This window comes from Neptunomonas phycophila, from assembly GCF_001922575.1.
Lineage (GTDB): Bacteria > Pseudomonadota > Gammaproteobacteria > Pseudomonadales > Balneatricaceae > Neptunomonas > Neptunomonas phycophila.
The window spans coordinates 2,820,599-2,843,404 of sequence record NZ_MRCI01000001.1; the positions used below are offsets into that span (position 1 = coordinate 2,820,599).

Annotated in this window: 19 protein-coding genes; 5 read left to right on the forward strand and 14 right to left on the reverse strand. The window is 47.1% G+C overall.

Features of this window, described 5'->3' with window-relative positions:
• Positions 1 to 19 precede the first annotated feature (19 nt).
• Both znuB and BS617_RS12900 read left to right on the forward strand, forming a co-directional pair.
• On the forward strand, positions 20 to 811 hold the full coding sequence (gene znuB, locus BS617_RS12895; RefSeq protein WP_075173186.1) for a zinc ABC transporter permease subunit ZnuB: 792 nt from the start codon (positions 20 to 22) through the stop codon (positions 809 to 811).
• A gap of 68 nt (positions 812 to 879) precedes the next feature.
• Entirely contained in the window at positions 880 to 2,163 is a 1,284-nt protein-coding gene (locus BS617_RS12900; protein ID WP_249263606.1) for an MATE family efflux transporter, read from the forward strand.
• Positions 2,164 to 2,219: 56 nt separating this feature from the next.
• On the opposite strand, the gene BS617_RS12905 is transcribed toward BS617_RS12900, so the two are convergent.
• The 5 genes from BS617_RS12905 to prlC form a co-directional block, all read right to left on the reverse strand.
• Complete coding sequence (locus tag BS617_RS12905; protein ID WP_075173188.1) at positions 2,220 to 4,115, reverse strand: methyl-accepting chemotaxis protein; 1,896 nt, start codon at positions 4,113 to 4,115, stop codon at positions 2,220 to 2,222.
• Positions 4,116 to 4,220: 105 nt separating this feature from the next.
• Entirely contained in the window at positions 4,221 to 4,811 is a 591-nt protein-coding gene (locus tag BS617_RS12910; RefSeq protein ID WP_075173189.1) for a HupE/UreJ family protein, read from the reverse strand.
• 63 nt (positions 4,812 to 4,874) lie between these two features.
• A complete protein-coding gene (locus BS617_RS12915; RefSeq protein ID WP_075173190.1) occupies positions 4,875 to 5,468 on the reverse strand; it encodes a DNA-3-methyladenine glycosylase I in 594 nt (197 codons plus the stop codon).
• Between the two features lie 45 nt (positions 5,469 to 5,513).
• Positions 5,514 to 5,789: a YheV family putative zinc ribbon protein gene (locus tag BS617_RS12920; protein ID WP_075173191.1), complete on the reverse strand. Its 276-nt coding sequence runs from the start codon at positions 5,787 to 5,789 to the stop codon at positions 5,514 to 5,516.
• 83 nt (positions 5,790 to 5,872) lie between these two features.
• Positions 5,873 to 7,900, reverse strand: a complete 2,028-nt coding sequence (gene prlC / locus BS617_RS12925; RefSeq protein ID WP_075173192.1) for an oligopeptidase A — start codon at positions 7,898 to 7,900, stop codon at positions 5,873 to 5,875.
• 150 nt (positions 7,901 to 8,050) lie between these two features.
• Here prlC and BS617_RS12930 point away from each other — a divergent pair, with 150 nt between their 5' ends.
• Positions 8,051 to 8,593, forward strand: coding sequence for a gamma carbonic anhydrase family protein (locus BS617_RS12930; RefSeq protein ID WP_075173193.1), 543 nt, complete (start codon positions 8,051 to 8,053; stop codon positions 8,591 to 8,593).
• 14 nt (positions 8,594 to 8,607) lie between these two features.
• Here the strand turns inward: BS617_RS12930 and BS617_RS12935 are convergent, their stop codons facing one another.
• Positions 8,608 to 9,798, reverse strand: a complete 1,191-nt coding sequence (locus BS617_RS12935) for a sigma-70 family RNA polymerase sigma factor (RefSeq protein ID WP_075173194.1) — start codon at positions 9,796 to 9,798, stop codon at positions 8,608 to 8,610.
• A gap of 309 nt (positions 9,799 to 10,107) precedes the next feature.
• Here BS617_RS12935 and BS617_RS12940 point away from each other — a divergent pair, with 309 nt between their 5' ends.
• The gene (locus BS617_RS12940) at positions 10,108 to 11,052 is read left to right on the forward strand and encodes a choline ABC transporter substrate-binding protein (protein ID WP_075173195.1); all 945 of its coding nucleotides are present in this window, start codon (positions 10,108 to 10,110) and stop codon (positions 11,050 to 11,052) included.
• Positions 11,053 to 11,119: 67 nt separating this feature from the next.
• On the opposite strand, the gene BS617_RS12945 is transcribed toward BS617_RS12940, so the two are convergent.
• Positions 11,120 to 12,067 (reverse strand): alpha/beta hydrolase, encoded by a 948-nt coding sequence (locus BS617_RS12945; protein WP_075173196.1) that lies wholly within the window; start codon positions 12,065 to 12,067, stop codon positions 11,120 to 11,122.
• 25 nt (positions 12,068 to 12,092) lie between these two features.
• Complete coding sequence (locus BS617_RS12950) at positions 12,093 to 13,073, reverse strand: helix-turn-helix domain-containing protein (protein ID WP_075173197.1); 981 nt, start codon at positions 13,071 to 13,073, stop codon at positions 12,093 to 12,095.
• Between the two features lie 181 nt (positions 13,074 to 13,254).
• Between BS617_RS12950 and BS617_RS12955 the strand changes: the two genes are divergently transcribed.
• Positions 13,255 to 15,495, forward strand: coding sequence for a TonB-dependent siderophore receptor (locus tag BS617_RS12955; RefSeq protein ID WP_249263607.1), 2,241 nt, complete (start codon positions 13,255 to 13,257; stop codon positions 15,493 to 15,495).
• 72 nt (positions 15,496 to 15,567) lie between these two features.
• On the opposite strand, the gene BS617_RS12960 is transcribed toward BS617_RS12955, so the two are convergent.
• The 6 genes from BS617_RS12960 to BS617_RS12985 all read right to left on the reverse strand — a co-directional run bounded on the left by BS617_RS12960 (position 15,568) and on the right by BS617_RS12985 (position 22,641).
• Positions 15,568 to 17,520, reverse strand: coding sequence for a methyl-accepting chemotaxis protein (locus BS617_RS12960; protein WP_075173198.1), 1,953 nt, complete (start codon positions 17,518 to 17,520; stop codon positions 15,568 to 15,570).
• Entirely contained in the window at positions 17,517 to 18,377 is an 861-nt protein-coding gene (locus tag BS617_RS12965) for a hypothetical protein (RefSeq protein ID WP_139303167.1), read from the reverse strand. Before BS617_RS12965 ends, BS617_RS12960 begins: the two co-directional genes overlap by 4 nt.
• A 214-nt stretch (positions 18,378 to 18,591) precedes the next feature.
• On the reverse strand, positions 18,592 to 19,428 hold the full coding sequence (locus BS617_RS12970; protein WP_075173200.1) for an ABC transporter ATP-binding protein: 837 nt from the start codon (positions 19,426 to 19,428) through the stop codon (positions 18,592 to 18,594).
• Between the two features lie 67 nt (positions 19,429 to 19,495).
• Positions 19,496 to 20,563, reverse strand: a complete 1,068-nt coding sequence (locus BS617_RS12975) for a FecCD family ABC transporter permease (protein ID WP_083610033.1) — start codon at positions 20,561 to 20,563, stop codon at positions 19,496 to 19,498.
• Complete coding sequence (locus BS617_RS12980; protein ID WP_075173201.1) at positions 20,560 to 21,558, reverse strand: FecCD family ABC transporter permease; 999 nt, start codon at positions 21,556 to 21,558, stop codon at positions 20,560 to 20,562. The genes BS617_RS12975 and BS617_RS12980 overlap by 4 nt, the downstream gene beginning before the upstream one ends.
• Before the next feature lie 156 nt (positions 21,559 to 21,714).
• The gene (locus tag BS617_RS12985) at positions 21,715 to 22,641 is read right to left on the reverse strand and encodes an ABC transporter substrate-binding protein (protein WP_075173202.1); all 927 of its coding nucleotides are present in this window, start codon (positions 22,639 to 22,641) and stop codon (positions 21,715 to 21,717) included.
• Between the last annotated feature and the right edge of the window lie 165 nt (positions 22,642 to 22,806).

The window sequence follows — 22,806 nt, forward strand, 5'->3', positions numbered from 1 at the left end:
TAAAAGGTAAACACAAACCATGTATGATTTTTTGCTCTATGCCATTTTAGGTGGTCTAGGCGTGGCTATTTTAGCAGGCCCATTAGGTGCCTTTGTTGTATGGCGGCGCATGGCCTACTTTGGCGACAGCTTAGCTCATTCGGCGCTTCTGGGTGTGGCTTTAGGTATCTTGCTAAAAGTAGATTTGAATTTGGCCGTTATATCCTGTTGCCTCGTGTTAGCTTTAGTGCTGGTTGTACTGCAACGCCAGCGTCAAATTGCTACCGATACCCTACTCGGTATTATGGCTCACAGCACATTATCGTTAGGGCTAGTTACCGTGTCATTTATAGACGGGGCTAGACTCGATCTAATGGAGTATCTATTTGGCGATCTGTTAGCTATTTCACCCGCGGACCTGCGATGGATTTTATTTGGAGGCATACTTATATTGGTCACAGTATGGCGCTGCTGGGAATCACTGCTCGCCATCACTATTAATGAAGAGTTAGCCCATGTTGAGGGGGTCAATGTCGGTAGAACCAAACTCATCTTGATGGTTTTGATCGCCATTGTTATTGCTGTTGCCATGAAAATTGTTGGTATTTTACTCATTACCTCGCTCATGGTTATACCCGCGGCGACCGCTCGCCGTCTTGCCTCCACCCCAGAACAAATGGCTGTCCTTGCTTCGGTTATTGGCTGCATGGCCGTTCTGGCAGGCATTTGGGCCTCATGGACATTTGATACGCCAGCAGGTCCATCGGTCGTTGTAGCCGCCTTGTGCGCCTTTATCAGTGTGTATTTACTTCCGAAGCGGCTAACGGTTTAAGCATGGGGCTGGCAGACTACAAACCAACTCGGCACGATCATCGAACCATCTGGGCTCTGGCGTGGCCGATGATCCTTTCGAACATCACTGTTCCGTTAGTCGGCCTAGTTGATACCGCCGTTATTGGCCACCTATCGGATAGTCGCCACTTAGGTGCAGTAGCTGTTGGCAGTATGTTTTTCTCTGTTATCTATTGGGCATTTGGCTTTTTGCGCATGGGAACATCCGGCCTAACCGCGCAAGCCGTAGGTGCACAACGCCCTAACCAAAATAGGACACTACTCGCGCAGTCCTTAGTGATGGGCTGTGTGATTGGATGTGCGCTTATACTCTTTCAATACCCATTGATAGAAGCCGCGCTCTATTGGATAGAAGCAACACCAGCCGTCACCGACGCCGCGCGCACCTATACACAAACTCGTATTTACAGTGCCCCTGCCGTCCTTTGTAATTTTGCGCTGCTAGGCTGGTTTGTTGGCAACCAAAATACGCGGATTCCTCTAATTTTGTTAATCACGACCAATCTACTCAACATGATTATGGATGTGATTGCCGTCTATTACTTTGGCCTAGCGTCTCAAGGTGTGGCTTTGGCCAGCGTTATCGCTGAATACGGCAGTTTAGCCCTCGGGTTATGGTTTTGTCGTCGGTTGCTGGCGCGTATGGGTGGGGAATTACTAACGAGCAGCCTAAAGCACTTAAGCCACTACACCGAGCTGATTAAGGTAAACCGCTACCTGTTTGTGCGCACATTAGCCATACTCTTCTCATTGGCCTTTTTTACGGCACAAGGTGCCAGACAAGGAACAGACATATTGTCTGCCAATGCAGTGTTGCTCAACTTTGTTTTGATTATCTCCAATGGCCTTGATGGATTTGCTCATGCCACCGAGGCGATTACAGGCAAACGCATTGGGCAACGCGACCTATCCGGCTTCTACCGCAATTTAATAGCGGCTGCTTGCTGGTCACTAGTCACGGCGGTGCTATTCACTATTTTCTTTTGGAGTGCTGGGCAACACATCATCCATTTGCTCACATCAATTGAGAGTGTCCGTACGCAAGCGACTCTTTATCTTCCATGGTTAATTGCGTTACCGCTATTGGGTGTATGGAGCTTCTTGTTAGATGGTCTCTTTATCGGGGCAACCCAAGTAAAAGCGATGCAAAACACCATGCTGGTTTCTGTATTCTTAGTTTTTTTACCTGTGTGGTGGCTATCCCAACCTTGGGGTAATCATGGCCTTTGGTTCGCTTTCCTGTCGTTGTTTGTCGCACGAGCCTTAACTGGTGGCTTTGTATTTTGGCGCCTCAGCCGAACCGGTTCGTGGTTATCAGCCATGTCACATTAACCACCATCAACAAAAACGCCAGTCAAAATGACTGGCGTTTAAAAGTAAAAAGCTGTTTATAAGCTAAAACGCTTAACCTCTGACTCCACCTGACGAATTAATTCTCGTAGTTCAGACGCCTGTTTAGCTGCCTGTTCACCTTCACGCGCCATATCCGTCGCCACATCGCTAATTGCCGATGTATTGCGGTTAATTTCTTCGGTCACTGACGTTTGCTCTTCCGCAGCCGAGGCTATTTGCGTAGATTTATCAGATATATTCGAGATGGCCGTAATGATTTGTTCCAGGCTCTGATGTGCTTCATCCGCATCATGCACGCTTTTTTGAGCCATTTCTTGACCGCGGCTCATCGTTTTAACCGCCAACTGCGTCGTTTTTTGCAGTGTATCAATCATTGTTTGGATTTCTCCGGTAGACGCATGCGTGCGTTGTGATAACACACGTACTTCATCGGCAACTACGGCAAAACCACGCCCTTGATCACCCGCCCGTGCCGCTTCAATCGCAGCATTCAGCGCTAGTAAGTTTGTTTGTTCTGCTATCCCACTAATGGTATTTAAGATACCGCTTATATGCTCAGCATGCTTTTCTAAATCCCCAATAACAGAGGTAGCTGATTCAACTTCAGATGCTAACGTAGCAATTGACTGCTGACTTGTCTCAACTTGCTTTTGGCCGCCCGAGCTCAGCGCAACTGACTCTTGAGCAGACACCGCTGCCATTTCAGCATTACCGGCAATTTCTTGTGTTGCCATAGCCATTTGCGTGATGGCCGTGGCTACCATATTAATTTCGTCTTGCTGCTCCTGAATACGTTCGCTTCGCTTATGCGCTGACGCGGCGAACTGATCGGCCGACTGTGCCAAACTGATAGACGTATTATTCAACCGGCTAACAATACCGTGTAAGCGCTCAACAAATCGATTGAAGCCATCAGCTAATACTCCTATTTCATCTCGACTATCAACCGCGATGCGCACCGTTAAATCGCCCTCACCTTCAGCAATATCTGCCAAGGCTCGGCTCACCTTTTCTAAGTTTTTGAACATAACTTTGAAGAAAAAGACTAAAACAAGTGCCAATACAATAATCAGCAGCATACCAATAACGGATTGCTTAATAAGTAACGCATTAACAGGCGCTAGTAACGCCTTCTTGTCCATTACAAAAATTAAGGCCCAGTTGGTATTAGGAATCGCCTTGGCGTACACAAAACGTTCGGCCTCGTCTAGGGTCGCATCAAACAAACGATCTTGATTAATCATTTCAGCCAAACCGTCTTTAGAAAAACGAGGGCTAAGCTCAGCAACCGACTTGGTTTGTAGCTCTGCTTCAGGATGCGCGATAATTTGATCACTTAAATCCACTAAAATGGCATAACCATTCCCCGGTACATCCAGCTCTTGAACCTGCTTAGTTAATTGACTCAGTGTGACATTCGCGCCAACAGAACCCACCATCTTTCCGTTCTCACGTACGGGTTCAGCTAGAGTCACCACTAAGGCCTGTAACGTTTTACTGACATACGGTTTTGTAATAATTGCGCTATCTTCAGCTTGGGCTTGCTTGTACCAGCCACGCTGTCGAGGATCATAACTACCGTTGTTCTGGTCCAGTGCGGGGTCTTGGCGGAACATTTCACCCTGGGCATTACCATAGTAAGTCAGCGCAAAACCGCCGCTCTCATGTGCTTGTCGAATAAGTGTGTACTTATCCACAGATGGGTTGCGCTCAATGGCACCTTTAAGCGCCGTCATAGCGCGTTGGCGATCTGTCATCCATTGGCCAACACCTTCTCCATAGGCACCGGCAAAATGCTGAACATCTCTCAGCAAATTAACGAGCATGCGATCACGCAGGACACTATTAGTTTCCAGCACCAGAAAGGTAACGATAAGCACAGCGGATATTAGGCTAACGCCTAATAATCGAGTTCGTAGAGAAAGCGACATGTGTAACCTCTGCCAGCAAAGATAAAGGAGTACTTGGAGAAGTTTCCAAGGGTCTTCCCTTACCTATCGGCCGAGGCTACAACTAAATGAGGAAAAAACAGTTATTTACAAACCAGATAATAAGTAAATACCCACACCGGCGATACCCGCTCCACAATATCGAACAAGCGCCCTGCCTTGCTTGAGCTGCTTAAACAATTGCACCATAAATACGCCCACCAAATGGATAACGCCTGTACCTGCTGCAAAACCTAGTGCATATAAAACAGGTTGCGCAATTGATGGCATCTCTTGACCATGGGCATAGCCATGGAAAACCGCAAAAAAGCTAACCCCCACCATTACCAGCACAGTGGGTAATCGTCGTCCAAATGCAATTGCCACACCGAGGACTAGTACTGAGAGAGATATACCTAACTCAATTGAAAATAATGGTATTCCCATCATCCCCATAACACCGCCAACTAACATCACAACCACAAAGGTCAGGGGTACAGACCATAATGCTCTGCCTCCCATTTGCGCACTTAGCATACCAACACTCAGCATTGCCAAAAGATGATCCAACCCCAAAACCGGATGGCTAAAACCAGCCGAGAAGCCCGTTCCTCCCATATCACTATGAGCCAGCGCCATTGCTGGGGTGAAAAAAGCAATGAGTAATGTCATTAGAGCTAAGGATAAGCGAGGGAACATAAATATTTTCATCCAACAATTAATGTAAACGATTATCAGTCAACATTAACCAACCACTTCACATTAGTCCAGCGAGAATTGAGCGCCAGCAGCCGAGCAGGCAGAAAAGGCGGTACAGCTTGTCTCATGATCATTCACCATACCGACCGCCTGCATAAAGGCATAACAAATTGTTGGGCCGACGAATCGCATACCTAACTTTTTGAGGGCTTTTGACATGGCTTTAGACTGCTCAGTTTCAGCAGGTATATCACGGTAATCGGTAACGTGATTCTGACGCGGCTGATAATCAACAAACTGCCAGATAAACTGAGCAAAACTCCCGTGCTCTTGTTGGATTTGTAGAAAGATACGGGCGTTCTCGATGGAGGATTCTACCTTTCGGCGATTTCGAATAATGGCGGGATCAAGCAGCATTGCCTCAGCTGTTTCGGTAGAAATACGCGCTACTTTTTCGGGATCAAAATCAAAGTAGTGACGCCGATAACCTTCGCGTTTTTCTAAAACAGTGCGCCAGCTAAGGCCAGCTTGAGCCGCTTCGAGTATAAGAAACTCAAATAAAACACGGTCATCCTTTTGAGGTCGCCCCCACTCTTGATCATGGTAAACCGTCTCAAGCTCAGTTACACCCGTAGCCCAAAAACAACGCTGGCACATCACAATATCCTTATTGCCTAAGCAGCTGTCGCCACTCATCAAAAACTAGTGTTTGGTTCCCGGATTGGGGTTATTCACAAACTGTATAACTTGTGTATCTGGCGTATCTTCTTTTTGCTGGTTAACTCGTGTGGCCAGTTCCTGAGCTGGTTCAGGTGTACCATCTAAGTTTTGCCCATCGACATAATCACATCGAACACACTCACGATACTCGCGAATCTCATTTCGATACACGCGAATGGTGTCCATTTCGCCACAGCGTGGGCATACAGCACCTGCAACAAATCGTTTAACTACTTTACCCGCGTTTTCAGCGCTCATGACTACCTCAATACCGTCCGAGTGACCAGCACCAGATGCCACTTATATACGTCACACTCTGGTGCTGCTATTAAACCCACAGTTTACTTTATTCCTGAATGACGCAATAGCGCGTCCACTTTAGGCTCTCGTCCTCTAAACCCTACAAATAGCTCCATAGGCTCTTTAGAACCGCCTTGTTCCAGAATAGTCGAACGGAATTTTTCGCCTGAGGCTTTATCAAAAATACCCTTTTCTTCAAACAAAGAAAATGCATCAGCCGATAACACTTCTGCCCACTTATAGCTGTAGTAACCAGCCGCATAACCGCCTGCAAATATGTGCGAAAAGCTATGCTGGAAACGGTTAAATTCCGGAGGAGTAATGGCTGATACCCGTTCACGCACATCATTTAGCAAGCGCTGGATGTCTGTTTTGCCTGCTTCGTATTCAAGATGTAGTTGGAAATCAAAAATAGAAAATTCTAGCTGACGCACCATGAAAAGTGCCGACTGGAAATTCTTGGCTTTTAGCATTTTGTCCAGCAAATCTTGGGGTAACGTTTCGCCCGTCTGATAATGACCAGAAATGATGGCAAGCGCTTCAGGTTCCCAACACCAGTTCTCCATGAATTGGCTCGGCAATTCTACGGCATCCCATGCCACCCCACTAATGCCAGAAACATCAGCGTACTCAACCTGCGTTAGCATGTGGTGTAATCCATGGCCAAACTCGTGGAATAGCGTCGTTACTTCGCCATGCGTCAGCAACGCCGGGTCATCTCCAACAGGGCCATTGAAGTTACAAACCAAGTACGCCGTCGGTAATTGCAATGCGCCATCCGCTAAACGACGACGGGTACGGCATACATCCATCCAAGCACCGCCGCGTTTGTTAGCTCGTGCAAAAGGATCCAAATAGAAACGGGCGATAATCTCATCGTTACGTTTCACTTCGAATAAGCGCGCATCCTTATGCCAAGTATCAAACTCGCTCACTTCGTCAATGGTGATGTCGAATAAACGGCCTGCAATGTCGAACATACCCGCCAAGACTTTAGGAAACGGGAAATAAGGACGGAGCATTTCCTGAGAGATAGCGTAATGTGCCTGCTTCATTTTTTCGGAATAATAAGACACATCCCACGATTCAACCTCATCAGCACCGTACTCTGACTGAGCAAATTCACATAGTGCTTTGTATTCTTCACGAGCCACATCGACACTTTTATCGGCAAGGTCATATAAAAATTGCAACACTTGCTCGGGTGTTTCTGCCATTTTGGTGGCCAACGAATAATGAGCGTAGCTTTCAAACCCTAGCAGCTGCGATACTTCCTTACGTAGCGCCAAAATCTCAGTCATGATCTCTGAGTTATCCCACTTACCAGCATTTGGGCCTACCTCGGACGCACGCGTGGCATAAGCTTCATACACTTCTGCGCGTAAAGCGCGATCATCACAATGTGTTATGACGGGAAAGTACGATGGGAACTCCAAGGTCAACAAATAGCCATCTAACCCTTTCGCTTCAGCGGCTTGCTTGGCTGCCGCCAATGCCATGTCGGGCATACCGGCCAACTGCTCTTTGTCCGTAATCAGCTTTTCCCAGCCTTGTGTCGCATCCATCACATTTTCAGAGAACTTAGTCGTTAGCTCTGACAAACGGTTTTGTATCTCGGCGTAGCGTTTTTTATCGGCATCAGCCAACGCTATACCCGATAACTCAAAATCACGCAGATTATTCTCAACTACTTTTTGCTGTACAGCATTCAATTGCCCCGCTTGTTTAGCCACTTGCTCATAGGCTTTAAACATACCCTCATGCTGGCCCATCTCTGTCCAGTACTCGGATAAAATTGGCAAACAAGCATTATAAGCTTCACGGAGTTCATCACTATTAACCACGCTGTTCATATGCGAAATCGGCGACCACACTTTGCTCAAGCGATCTCCCATCTCATCCAAAGGGGCGATAACACTATCCCAATCGGCCGATTCAGGGTGAGCAGTTAAGCGGGCAACGGTTTCTCTATTTTGCTTCAACAAAGACTCGATAGCAGGCTTAATATCGGCCGGTTTAATCTGGCTGAATGGTGGGAGTAGCGCCTCGTTTAACAGTGGATTGCTCATGCTAAAATTCCTTCAAATATGTGAGAGCCTTTCGCTATACGTCTAAGCAGCGTTTTATGATCTTTAGTATACAATGGGGACGTATCAGAGCATTGCAAGATTAATACAACTGATGGCAGTTAGTAGAACAACGACACAGAGGAGTGCTGCATGAAAATTCGTCCCTTCCAAGGTAAAACGCCTCAATTGGGCGACAAGGTTTTTATTGACCCCTCCGCTATTGTTATTGGCGATGTGGAGATCGGGGATAATAGCTCTGTTTGGCCGCTCACTGTTATCCGCGGTGACATGCATCGTATTCGTATCGGCCACTCAACCAGTATTCAAGATGGCTCCGTATTGCACATTACCCATGCAGGGCCTTTCAACCCTGACGGTTATCCACTCACCATCGGTAATCATGTAACCGTAGGACATCAGGCGACATTGCACGGCTGCACAATAGGCGACCGAGTGCTAGTTGGCATGGGGACTATGGTGATGGACGGAGCTATAGTTGAGTCCGATGTTGTAATTGGCGGCGGCAGTTTAGTACCGCCGGGAAAAACACTCGAGAGCGGTTATTTATATGTCGGTCGCCCCGCTAAAAAAGTACGCCCCCTCACTGAAAAAGAAATGAGCTTCTTTACTTATACAGCTGGTAACTATGTGAAGTTAAAGGACCAGCACCTGATGGAGTTTTGGGCTGAATAGCGCCAGGACACCGATCACTCGTTCATAATTTTTCGCATGGCCTTCTTTTCTATTTGCCGAACTCGCTCAATGCTCAAATATAGCTGTTCGGCGACCTCTTTTAAGGTAAATTCCTTTTTATAACCAACCCCATAGCGCATAAGAATCACTTGTTTTTCACGGGGATTAAGCTCGGCCAAAGCGGCTTCTATTTGTTGTTTTTGTTGCTGTTCTTCATATAAGGCAGCGCTGTTTTGATACTTATCAGGGATTTCAATACCTAAGGTTAGATCTTCATCGCTGGCCCCGGATGTGTTGATGGGCACACTGAAGTTAGGGAAACTCTCAATACGTTCCAGCTGCGATAGAGGGATACCCGTTAGCTCACTCAGGACAGCTAGATTTGGCTTACGGCCTTCTTTTTGAATATAAGCATTGCGAACTTCGCGGATAATGCTCATTTTTTCTTGTAAATAACCCGGACGTGAAATGAGTGGATATTTCCGCTGAATCGCACTTTTCACATTATTCTGAATAGTCAGCAACGCATACGTAGAAAAGCGATACCCTTTTGTGAAGTTAAAACGATCCGACGCTTTGATTAAACCAATATTGCCCTCTTGAATCAGATCATTATAAGGAACGCCCACACTATTGAATTTGGCCGCAACAGAAAACACTAAGCGCAGGTTTGATTCAACCAATTGATTACGTAACCGTGCATAGCGGCGTAGCTGCTTACGCAGGGATGGGCTGGCTTGCATATCATCATCAATTAAGTCCACTAAATAAGAGCGGCTAATGGATAGCATATTGAGTAAAGCGGCAAGGTTGTGTTTTGCATTAGTCGCTTCATCTGAGTCCTCTTGATTCATAAATCGCGTCACGCGAATCAAATCAATAACACTACTAATCAAATTTTCTATAAACGCTGGCTCGTGTGACATAGCCCAACGTTTAGAGACACTACCGTCCTTATTCTGATAACCAAAAAGGTAATCCGTCATTAGTTGTTCAAGCTTATCTAATCCAGCCTCGCTACTAATTAAATGGAATACCAAATTGGATATAGTTTCATTGATTTCTCGGCCTAACTGACGCTCATCTTCAGCTTTGAGCAGGCCGTGGCGGCCCACTTGTAAGCGATAAATATCAATAGACTGGGTAGCATCAACCGCCTGCGCTCCCAAATCAATGTCATTTGCTATAAAACGAGTATCTAACATACTAACCGCCTCAGTCATTGCTAACATGGCAAGATTTGTTCGTACTTTTGATAGATTTGTATACGGCTAATGGTATTTTTTGGATGCCTGCATGCTAAGTAGCTGGCCGACAACGAGGGAAGGTATTATCTTTTTATGCTAATAATTGAAGCTTACACATCGAGCTATTGTACTAAATGGACATTTACGAATAGCACACAGTTGGCAACTGCAAAACATCCTGCCATGATGCGTATGCAACTGATTCTTCGGTCTTTATCTAAAAGTACTAACACTCATTTTTACACAACGTATTACAAGGATTCATAGATGTCATCGACAAAACAACGCCTAGTCGCCTCCCTCGTTTTAAGTGCTGCTGTATCAATGAGCCACATGGCTGTCGCTGCTGACTGCGAATCAGTGCGGTTTTCAGATGTTGGCTGGACAGACATTACAGCAACGACGGCGCTAACCAGTGAAGTGCTGACCGCTCTAGGTTACAAACCGAGTACGCAGATGCTCTCTGTTCCGGTCACCTACAAATCATTGGCTAATGGTGATATCGATATTTTTCTTGGTAACTGGATGCCTACCATGGAAGCGGATATTGCCGCTTACCGTGAAGCTGGTACCGTTGAAACAGTAAAAGTGAATTTAGAAGGCGCCAAATATACGTTAGCCGTTTCAAAAGCCGCCTACGATGGTGGTGTGAAAGACTTTGCCGACCTGATCACTTATAAAGACCAATTTAGAAGCCGTATCTACGGTATTGAACCCGGCAATGACGGTAACCGTTTAATTCAAGACATGATCGATACTGATGCTTTTGGCCTAGCTGATTTCACGCTGGTCGAGTCCAGTGAAGCAGGTATGTTGTCGCAAGTGAAACGCTCAACTAAACGCGATCAGTGGGTTGCCTTCCTAGGGTGGGCACCGCATCCAATGAACGCTAATTTTGAAATAGAGTACCTCACTGGAGGCGACGACTACTTTGGCCCTAACTTTGGCGGTGCTAGTGTTTACACCAACGTACGCAAAGGCTACGTCAACGAATGTAAAAACGTTGGCAAGCTGCTAAACAACCTCACCTTCACATTACCTATGGAAAACGAGGTGATGGGTGCCATTTTAGATGACGGCCTAAAGCCTGAAGAAGCCGCCAAAGCATGGCTGCAAACAAACCCAGAAGTCCTCAACGACTGGCTTAATGGCGTAACAACACTGGATGGAGAAGCGGCTTTACCAGCGGCTAAACGTTACTTCAACCTGTAATGGATTAGCTCACATTCGGGGCCCGTCGACGGCTGGCCTCGAATATTCCTAACGATTGCCCGTACGGTTAGTTATCTGTCGCCATAAATTGTTTAAAGGCGGCCCCCAAGGCCGACATCGGTGCCGTCCCATGATCGGCGCCAGTAAACACCGTCATAGACGGGTGCACCGCTACCTGACTCAATGCATCTTGTAGCGTTAACAGATCCGCTTCCATAAAAGGCTTTTCTTCAGAGCCTACACTTAAGTACAGAGTCTTCTTATTCCATGATTGCGCGGCTTTAGCGTTGGTCTTTATAGTCTCTTGAAAACGGTGTAATACATAATGATCATTCCACCACAGTGATGGGCTACTGGCATAGTAATGGCTAAAGTGATTAGGCGTGCTCAACAGCGTGTTCAGTGTATACAACCCACCTAAGGAGTGCCCAAATAAACCCTGTCGTTTTTTATCAACAATGTAGTGAGAGGCAACCCAAGGTTTAATGGTCTCCTCTAGAAATACACCTAATGCATCCGAGCCACCATAACGGTAATTTGAATCCATGTGTTTAAGCGGTGATGCCGGTGGCTTATCCGTTGGAGGCGTTAGGTCATACCAGCGCTGCGCTATATTAAATGGCGTATCAATCGGATACCCAATAGCGACAATGATAACGGGAAAGCGCCCTTTATTCGGATTATCCAACAACCGGTTCAATCCTGTCGCTATCGTAAAAAAAGCATTCCCATCTAATAAATACATCACCGGATAACCTTGTGCAGGCGCTGGTGAAGTAGGCTCATAGATAAAAACCCGGCGCATTAGATCCGTATTAGCATCATAAAAGTCTAATTGCTTTGTGCCAGGTAATACGACGGGATCAACGACACCCACTTGACGCGTCGCTTGCTGTAAATGATGGATGTTGTCAGGCTTCATTGATACTTGCTCAGCTGAAATCGGTGAAGAGATTGCCAAAGTTAGATGGGTTAGCAGTCCTATACCGCATAAAGTTGAGTAAATGGCACGCATGCTATTCCTATTGAAAATGGCTTGGTTATTTCATTAATAAATCAGTTAATGCATAGCGATGCGCATCGGTTGGACACACACCAAACTGGCGTTTAAATGCCGTCGCAAAGTTTGCCGTATGGCTGTAACCAGCTAATAATGCGGCATCGCTAATCGATACCCCTTCTTGCTGCAACGCTTTGCAGGCATTGATGAGTCGCCGCTGCCGCAAAAAGTGGGTGAGACTAGAACCCAAGCATTGATGGGCGTAACGCTGTAAAGTTGCCGCACTCATCCCTAAAACTTGGCTAATTTGCTCTAACGTTAGCGCATCGGCCTCGCCGCTTAATAGGAAGTCCATAAACTGCTGGCTCCGACGAGAAACGACTTTGGCGGTACCCTGGGCAAGGGGAGCTTGTTGCCAATTTTCGATAATGTGCGCCGCTAACGTAAGCGCAAACCCTTCCCTACTTAAGCGTGATGCCGCACCAGCATCTAACTGGTTGAACAGTTGAGAGGCCTGCTGCACTACAAACTCTGGTAGTTTAATTTGTTGTGCTGCCAGATGATGAGTGGCACGCCGCATTGCCTGCGAATCAAATCCCTGCTTAGCCAACCAAGACTCCGACATAGCGATGTTCACGGCTTGTCGATATTCCCCTTTACGAGACGCCAACGTGCAGCCATCAGCTTCCGTCAAGGCGGTAACATGAGCTTTGCTAGTATCGGCATGCATGTGCAACGACTTCTTACCATACGTGAGGTGCGTTTCTCCCGCGAACAGCAACGACACACGCAGCCCGGGATCAATCTGGGCAGTAAAACTAAAATCGTTCACCGCACGCGCATCTACTTTATGAAGCACCAAACCGGGTTGTAACTCTTGCGTTAACAAAGACCCCTGCACCACAGGTAAAGAGCCTTCTATCCGAGATGCCTTTTTAGGCGTAAATATTCGGTAATTGCGAACATTGATCGCATGTTTAATCAGGTACTGTTGGTCAAGTGTCTGGTTAATCGGTTGCATAGATAGCCCCTACGTTATCGGGATTTATGAATAGAAGTACAGCATCAGCAGCGAACTTGATTGCCCCGCAAAGCAAGCTGATTGCTTCGCAAACACATCGTCAATGCATGTATGAAATAATGCGAAGACTAACACCCAAATGCAATAGATTATCATTTTTATTATCATGTACGATCTATTGATGTCCAATGACTTCAACAAAGATGAGAAAACAATGCTTGGTGCAATGACAATGAAGAACACCCCTCTAAAGCTCGGTCACTATTCAAAACCCCATCGTTTACCCGCTTACTCCGTCATCATGATCACGGCATTGAGCTTTGCGCCTTTTTCCCGTCATGCATTAGCAGAAGCCGTTGAAACGGCACCCACCATTCGGCTACAAACCCTAACGGTGGAAGGTAATGCGCTTTATGAAATGCCTGCCAGCGAATCAACCCAAGGCTACAGCGTAGACTCCGCTACTGTCGGCACAAAAACGCCAGCGGCATTGCGCGACATACCCCAGTCAATCACCGTGTTGACTAACGACTACATAGAAGACCGTGGATTTATCAACCTAGATGATGCCGCAAAATATACACCTGGGTTACGCACGCTGAGCAATGACAGCGGACGCTCATCAATTTTCTCTCGTGGTTACGAATACGATGAGTACAACATTGACGGGCTGCCTGCGCCAATGCAAAGCATTAACGGCACTTTGCCTTCATTGTCCGCTTTCGACCGGGTCGAAATCATGCGGGGACCGTCGGGTTTATTTAACAGCACGAGCGAATTAGGCGGCATTATCAACTTAGTCCGCAAACGCCCAACTTACGATACCCAAGGCAGTTTGAGTGCTAGCTACGGAAGTTGGGGAAGGTACAACCTAGAAGCAGACGTGGCGGGCGCACTGAACACCTCTGAAAGTGTACGCGGGCGCTTGGTCGCCTCTCAAACCGATAACCAGAACGAAATAGATCAAAATACAAATGATGATCAGAGCTTTTATGGCACGCTTGATATTGATTTGGACGAAAGCACCTTGCTTTCGATCGGCGCTTTGCATCAAACCAAATCAATCACACCGGCTAACGGCTTCCCAGCTTACTCTGATGGCACTTTGATTGACTGGGATAGATCGACCTTTTTAGGCTCTGATTGGAATGATTTTGATGCTGAAACAACGGATCTGTTTTTTGATTTAACTCATCAGTTTGATAACGGAGGTTATGGTCGGGTGGCCGTTCGTTCCTCTAAACGAGACACAGAGTACTACTATACATACACAGGTAGCGCGATAGACAGCGACGGAAATACCCGCCTTAGCTCAACTCAACGCGATTACTCTCAAACCACGCTATCGGCCGATGCAAGTTACAGTCAGCCATTCTCTGCTATGGGTCAAGTGAACGAATTTGTCGTCGGCACCGACTACAAAAATTATGATACCGATTATCGTAATGGTGCTTCTAGTTTGGGTACGATTAATATCAATAGCTTTGATAGTAGTGATGTTGCCTACACCGCGCCCACTTACAGCACACGGGTAGAAAGTGAAGAGCAAGAAATAGGGCTTTACGGAAAGGTTACCCTGCGTCCAACCGAGCGCTTAGCCTTAATCTCTGGTGGTCGTTTCAGTTGGTATGACTTAGATAACAGCACAACCACGCTCTCATCAGGGACAACGACGCATAGCGACTACAACGATAGCGCTCACTTCACGCCTTATGCCGGAGTAGTCTTTGACATCAACGAAGGACACTCTTTATATGCAAGTTATTCAGAGGTATTCAAACCCCAAACTGATACCGACGAAAATGGCGATATGATTGATCCTCGTGAGGGACAGCAAATCGAGCTCGGAATCAAAGGAAGCTATTTGGGTGGCGATATTAACAGTCGCTTATCAGTATTTCAGCTGACAGATAAAAACCGCTCTGCTACCCCCTATGACAGTGATGGCAACGCTATTACTGATTACTCAGAGGCGACCGGTAAAACTCGGGTAACTGGCTTTGAGGCAGAAGTCAGTGGCAGCATCAACAATTGGGATTTGTTAGCAGGTTATAGCTATATGGATACCGAGAACCTAAGCGGTGACGATAACAGTTTATTCATGCTGATGCCCCGACACACACTGTCACTCTGGTCTACCTATAACCTGACCCACGGGCAACTAAACGGCCTAAGTTTAGGCGCGGGAGTAACGGGAATGAGTGAGTTTTATTTAGAACGTGCGGGAACACGCCTGACCGCTCCAGGCTACGCCGTGGTAGACGCAAAAGTAGGTTACGAGGTGAATGACCAATTATCTCTTTCACTCAACATCAACAACCTGTTTGACCGTAAGTATTACTCGCGTGTGGGTTCTGTGGCCACTTTTAACTTCTACGGCCCCTCAAGAAATGTTATGGCAGGTCTAGCCTATCAATTTTAATTATTGAGCTCCCCTCAATACGCAAGCCGGGCACTGGTTTAACCAGCCCGGCTTTTTTAAGATCATCGCCATTTATCCGGTTTTGAACCGCGACACGTTGGTCTCTAACTGACCGGCCAACCTGTTGATACTCGCACTGTTTTCTGACGTTGTATTCACCTGTTGACGGCTCTTAGTCAATAGTTGCTCAAGTGTTTGCATACTTTTCGCAATCCCACTAGCCTGCGTCGCTTGCTCATCCGTCGTGTGTGTGACTTGACCTATCAAACTTGTCGCATGTTTCACTTGCTCATTTGTATTAGTTACCGATGCACCTAATTGCTGAATTTGGCCCAAGCTATTTTGCGTCATATCATTACTTTGCGTCATCATACTTGCCGCTTTCTGCGCATCATTTTGTAGTTTGCCTATGATCACTTTGATCTCTTCGGTTGAATCACGTGTTCTCATGGCAAGCTGACGCACCTCGTCAGCCACGACAGCAAAACCACGACCATGATCCCCTGCTCGTGCCGCTTCAATGGCTGCATTTAACGCTAACAAGTTTGTTTGTTCGGCAATACCGTTAATCACTTGCAAGACTTCAGCAATTTTATCGCTACTTTCGGTTAGCTCACCCATGGTTGATGCTGAACTTTTCATTTGCTCCGCCAAACGGTTTAGCATGTCTGTATTGTCATGCAATAAATGCTGACCTTCACTTGCTTCACTGGCAATAGTATTAGCAATATTCTGCAACTGAGAGGTCTGCTCAGCGATAGCACGAAAGCTATCTGATAGCATTTCGGTTGCGCCCATAACTGCTTCAAATTCGGTTTGTTGACGGGTTAGGCTTTCTTCCCCCTGTACCGCGGCGGTTTGCAATTGAGTAGAAGAGACGCTTAAGTTATTGGTAGTCGCATTAATGCCTGTGCAAATGTTCCTGATCATTTCGACAAAGCTATTGAAGGCCTCCGACAAACGCCCCAGCTCATCTGTGCCTGAATAATGCAGACGCTTGGTTAAATCCCCTTCTCCTTGCGCAATATCTTCCATGGTTTCAACAATGGCCTGAATCGGACGTGTAATTAATCGAGAAATAATCCAAGTAAACACCCCAGCAACCAAGACAATAATGGCGGAGAAGATCAACAACGTGATCACTTCATTAGTAAGGGATTCACTAATCTGCGTACTGGCTTTCCCTAAATCTTGCCAAATGTGATCTTGTTCTCTGGATACAGCACTGATGGCTTGTTCCGTCAGCGGCGCTATTTGATCGTTAAGGATACGCTCTTGCTGCTCAACCAAACTCACAATCATTGCAGCGCTTTTAGCCAAGGTAGTTAAGTTCGTATCCATCGCTTTAATCCACCCGACTTGCTCCGCACGACGCAAGCGTTCTCGCAGATCCATCACGGCGTTTTGTGCACCGTACAACTCCATTTTATAAGCATCAAAATCAGTCCCTGATGGGCTGTTCACAAATGCATTTAAATTAATAATGGCGGCTTGCAAATGGTTACTGACTTGTATTGTCCATTGGATTAATACTTGATCAATCGATGGATCTAACGTGGCGCGGATATTATTACTTAGCTCTAACGTCGCTGGGGCTGTTTGCTCCAGTATAGTACGCAAGCTTTGACGCAGTTGAGTATCATTACTGACAAGCGTATCTAAAAATAAGGTATCCAGCTTGTTGCTGACCATCTCAATGGTCTCGTGCTCGCGCAATAAATCATAACTGGTGTCCGCAAATAACCGCTTAGCCTGTTCGCTTTGCTCGGAATATTCCATGAGCAAATCATCTGAAGGCTGTTTAAGGTAGCGCTCGATTACGTTAGCACGCGTCAAAACATTGGTAGTTAAGGCGCTGGATAACCGAGCGTTCGGCTCTATCACCGTTGAAAAGTGCTGAGCTTTCGCATTGATCCCCTGTAAAGTCCACGTAACAAAAGCACTGTGGATAAGTACCAAAATCAGAATAATTCCCGGCACAAGGCTCAGTTTTACAGCCAAGGGTAAGTTCGATAAGCGAATCATAACGACGACCCCGTCAGTGACAAAAGTAAATCATGGACCAATTGTGCCCGGCTGTATAAATCGTTGAGCGACGCGGTTTTAGGCATTGGGATATTCTTTGCAGCGTTATCAATAGACAGCGATGTTTTCATCCGATGTAAATCGGCTAGCAAGGTTCTGGCGGTGTCATAAATATCAGCCATACCCAACTCCCCACTTCGCAAGGCGCCCGGTGCAATGGCTTCTGTACCCAGCTGGCGCTGAAGCCGGCCCAACAGGTGCATATCTTGATATAGGGTTAACATCACATCCCGCGGTGTTTTAGCGCTAGCCTCTCCTAACGAAACGCTCGGTATTGTTAATTGCGTTTGAGTAGCAATTAAGCGCACTTGTGCCTCTATCATATTCAATTGATGAAGCGTTTCTATTGCGTTTGGTGGCGGCACAAGGGCGGCTAACCGATAGGACAGTAGCCATAAATCCCTGAATGCTTCATTTGCATTTTTGCCTAGCGGTCGTTCTTGTTCAAAGCCCTGCGGATTGATTTGCGCATTACGCAAAGCGCTGTCCATCACGTCATTAATATCTGACAACAAATTTAATACATTAGTAGGCCGCAAAATGGAGTTAGGCAGCCCTTTATCTGGAAGCGAGTTATCATCACTTAAACGACGGGTTTGATCGTAAATATCCAGCGATTTAGCATATAAATGGATAGGCAACTTACCCGAGAAAATGGGCGCATCTATATCCGTTATCGTTATCTTTTTAGCGTTCGCTAACGCCAGTACCTTCTGGTTAAGCGTGTTGCTCATCTGAAAAAGATGATTATTATTGACGATCGCCGCCGAAGCCGGCGCCACTTTGAGTGCCATCATCCCTATCAAGCACATTCCTAGCAGGAAATAAGGTTGGCGCAATTCCTTTGCACACCTATTGAGCATCTGATGTATTAGCATAATGTACTTATCGGCTTATTTTTAATTAAGATTAGATTCAGATCACTAAACTGCAAAAAAAATTAGCCTTTAGTACTGCTACCAATGCATCAATGTCGCTTTTAGAACATTTAACTGTATTTAATTAGGGACATTACCTAGCGTATACACCAGCAATAATAGGCGTACCGCTGACGGGGTCTTCAATTAATGTGCATTTAACGCCATATAAGGTCTCAACTAATGCTTGCGTCACGACGTCCGAGGGACACCCTTGAGCAACAATCTCACCCGACTTCATCGCGATAAGGTGATCAGCGTAACGGCAGGCCGATGACAAATCATGCACCACCATCACCACTGTTTTGTTCTCATCTCGGCTAAGAGAACGTATCAACTCAAAAACTTCTATTTGATGTCCTAGATCTAGTGCTGACGTTGGCTCATCAAGCAATAACAGCGGTGTGGCTTGTGCAATAGACATCGCTATCCATGCTCGCTGCCGCTGCCCGCCTGACATCTGATCTAACGGGCGGTGCGCTAAATCACTGATATCAGCAGCGGCAAGAGCGGCTTCAACAATGCGTTGATCGGCATCTGACCATTGGCGCAGCATGCCTTGGTGCGGCTGGCGACCAAAGCGGATCAGCTCAAAAGCCGTCATCCCTTCCGGTGCACTGGCTTCTTGCGGCAATAAAGCTAACTTTTTAGCGACCTCTCTACTGGGTAGACGATTAATGTCATGACCATCGAGCAACACCTGACCTTTATCGGGTTCGCGTAAGCGAGCCAGAGCAGACAGCAGCGTAGACTTGCCACAGCCATTAGGCCCAACAATGGCAGTTACTTTTCCTGGCGGTAACGTAAGTGACAACTGCTCGATGATGACATGATGACGATAACCCACACGGATATTGTCAGCACGTAAAGCCACTTGGTCTTTAGAAGGAGCAACATGCTTGCCATCACTCGGGGATATTTTTCTGTGCATAATCAAGTACTGCTTTATTTGTGATAACTATTAATGAGCGATAGGTGATACAACCAAGCATCAACCGCTAACGACGGTCGGGCCTCAATAAAATCCATAACAGGTAAGGCCCTCCTACTACGGCAGTTATCACCCCAACGGGGATTTCGATAGGCGATAACGCCGTGCGGCCTACCAAGTCTGTCGCCACCATAGTGATCGCACCGACTAAACCGGCATTGATTAGCGGTACCGACTTATAACTATTTAAATAGCGTGCTAGTTCAGGGGCGACGAGTGCGATTAAACCCACAGGCCCAGCCACAGCGACAGCCAAGGCGGTCAGTAGCACGGCGACTATCAGCGTTAGCATACGAGAGCGCTTTAAATGAACACCTAACCCGCAAGCCACCGCTTCACTAAACCGAAGGGTATTTAACTGCCTTGCGAGGTAGCCCATAAGAGGCAAACACACCATGATGCCCACGGCTAGAGCCCAAATGGGACCGTCCGTCCTCGCATTCAAGCTACCGACCGTCCACGGATAAGCCGCATTAGCGCTATCGATATCCGTTCGAGCCAACATTAAGTTAGTTAACGCACCAAATAATGCACCGACACCAATCCCCACAACAATAAAACGATAGCCACGTGCGCCGCTCCCTCCACTTAAACCAAACGACAGGGCAGCGGCCGTAGCCGCGCCGCCCAGCGCTAACATCGGCGGAGCCAAAGAGGTGGGAACGGCCACAATAGAGGCCACCGCAAATGCCGTAGCGCCATCATCTATGCCGATAATACCTGGCGTGGCTAGACGGTTGTGCGCCAAGGTTTGCAACAAACATCCGGATATACCAAACGCAAAACCTGTTAAAAGTCCGGCAACCAGCCTTTGTAAACGTAGCTCCTGCACTAAAAATACGTTCATCGGCTCCCCTACCCCAAATGCAGCTAAGAGCGCCTGCAATGGCGTAAGCGATTGACTACCCGAAGACAGGCTTAGTCCGGTGAGCATTAACAAACAAAGCCATAAGCCGACAGCACTCCACAAGCCGCGCTTGAGTATTAAAAAGCTGTAATCGCGCCAGTGCCAACGATAAAAATCATGCAGTACTGACGGTGAGCATGAGGCCTTAGAACCTAGATTAAAGCTCATAAGCTGGGCATCCTCTGGCTGCGCACAACCGCGACAAGAACCGGCGCGCCAATAATGGCGGTGATCACACCGATTGGCAGCTCATAAGGCCTTACAGCGAGCCGAGATAACACATCAGCCACCAACACTAACGAGGGGCCAAGCAACACAGCCATCCACAATACGCGGCGGATATCAGTACCAACCAAAGCACGCGCTGCAAACGGGACAATCAAACCAATAAATGCAATGGGCCCTGCGGCAGCGGTTGCAGCGCCGACTAGGAAAGCGACCACTATTAACGTCAGCAACCGTGTTAACCGCGGATTGTGACCCAATCCTGTTGCTATTTTTTCGCCCAAAGCCAATGACGCTAGCGGCCTAACCAACACCAACATCACAATCAAAGAGCATAAAATCATCGGCGCGGTCCAAGAGAGAATCTCTGCCGAGCGTCCCCCCAATGCACCGATAATCCAAAAGCGGATCTCATCAGCCGTGCGCTGATCAAATAATAGTAACAGGGTCGTCATAGCCATTAACATCGACGAAAAAGCAGCCCCAGCCAACACTAAACGTACAGGGTCATCACCTACCCCGCGTACCTGAGATACCAACAGTACTAATAGGCACCCTCCCAAGGCACCTGCGACGGCCACCCAAATATGCAACCCGGCGGCACTAGAACCTAAGCTAATAGCCACTACCACAGCAAATGAGGCACCCGCACTCACACCCAACAAACCGGGTTCAGCTAAAGGGTTACGCGTAGCCGCTTGCAGTAAAGATCCAGCAGCCCCCAAAGCAATACCCACGGTAACGCCCAAGAGCGTTCTTACCATGCGCAGCTCAAACACTACAAAATGAGCCTCCTCATCAGCAGCCCCAAACAGCGCCGCTAACGCACGACTTGGTGTTACGTCACCCGCCCCTACCAAAAAGCTAGACAGTGTCGCCAAACATAAAATGATCAGTGCGATTAGGATTGGGACTAACAAGCATCGGCCAGACTCCATAACAAAGCCTGGCCGTATTGGTGTTGCGACAGTCCCTATATCAGGATGTTTGGAAGCTGATCCCGGTTCAGGATCTTTTGAAGCAAAAGGCATGACATACTACTAACAGGAATTATCAACCGCGCCGGCTGACCGGCGCACCCGAAGTGCATCGACCTAAGGCACTAAATGCTCAGCAAGCGTATCGAGAACAGAGTCCGCCGCGATCATACCCGACCCACTCGACCAGATTTGCCCATCAACCGCAACAGCCTTACCATTAACGACGGCTTGGAGACGCTTAAACGCGGGTTGTTCTTTAGCCGTTTCAAGTGCGGCTTGACCATCGCTGTTGAGCGTTGCCAAAAACAACCAATCCCCATCCACTTGGGATAGGTTTTCTAAGCTTAAAATGTCACTGTGAGGTCGCCCTTCAAGCTCACCCGCTATCGCAGGAGATTTCAAACCCACCTCGGCTAAAATCTGGCCAGCAAATAGTTTATCGGACATTACGATAGGGCCTTGTGGATTCCAACGCACTACTGATAACACTGTATTCTCAGGTAGCTTACCCTTGAGTTCAGCCATTCTTTGAGTGATGGCGTCTAACCGTTGCTGGGTTTGCTCTTCACGGTTAAGCGCTTTACCAAAAAACGCGACAGATTCCTTCCACGGAGTGCCAACAGCAATCTCTGGGACAACGGTCGGCGCCATCATACTAAGCTTTTCATAAAGGCTTTTATCTAAATTGCTCGAAGCAATAATTAAATCAGGCTTCACCGCAAAAACAGCCTCCAAATTGGGCTCTCGGATGCTACCTACAATTTTAATATCACCTACACGCTCTTGTAGATACGCTGGTACACCGCTGCCTCCTCGAGTAGCTAAAGTAGCCACAGGCTTAAGACCTAGCGCCAACGCCGTATCCAATGCTTCATCTTCCAGTACAACAACGCGTTGCGGATCGCCAGATAGAGTTACGTCACCAAACTTTGTGGACAAGGTTCGCTCATCATCGGCGTGCACAAGCGATACAGACAACAAAGCGCTAGCCGTTAAGGCAACAATAGAAACAGAACGTATTAAACGTGACACCGGTAACATAGCGATCAATCCTTTTGATAAGAAATAAGGCCCAACAAAACAACGATAAAGATAATGATTCGCATTATGTTACTTAGTTCCACGAAAAACTGCTATGTGCAGGTGCTTTAAAACGCGCAACAAAGCGTTTCGGTTTAGTGAATGTCTATCGCTCCAATGCAAACG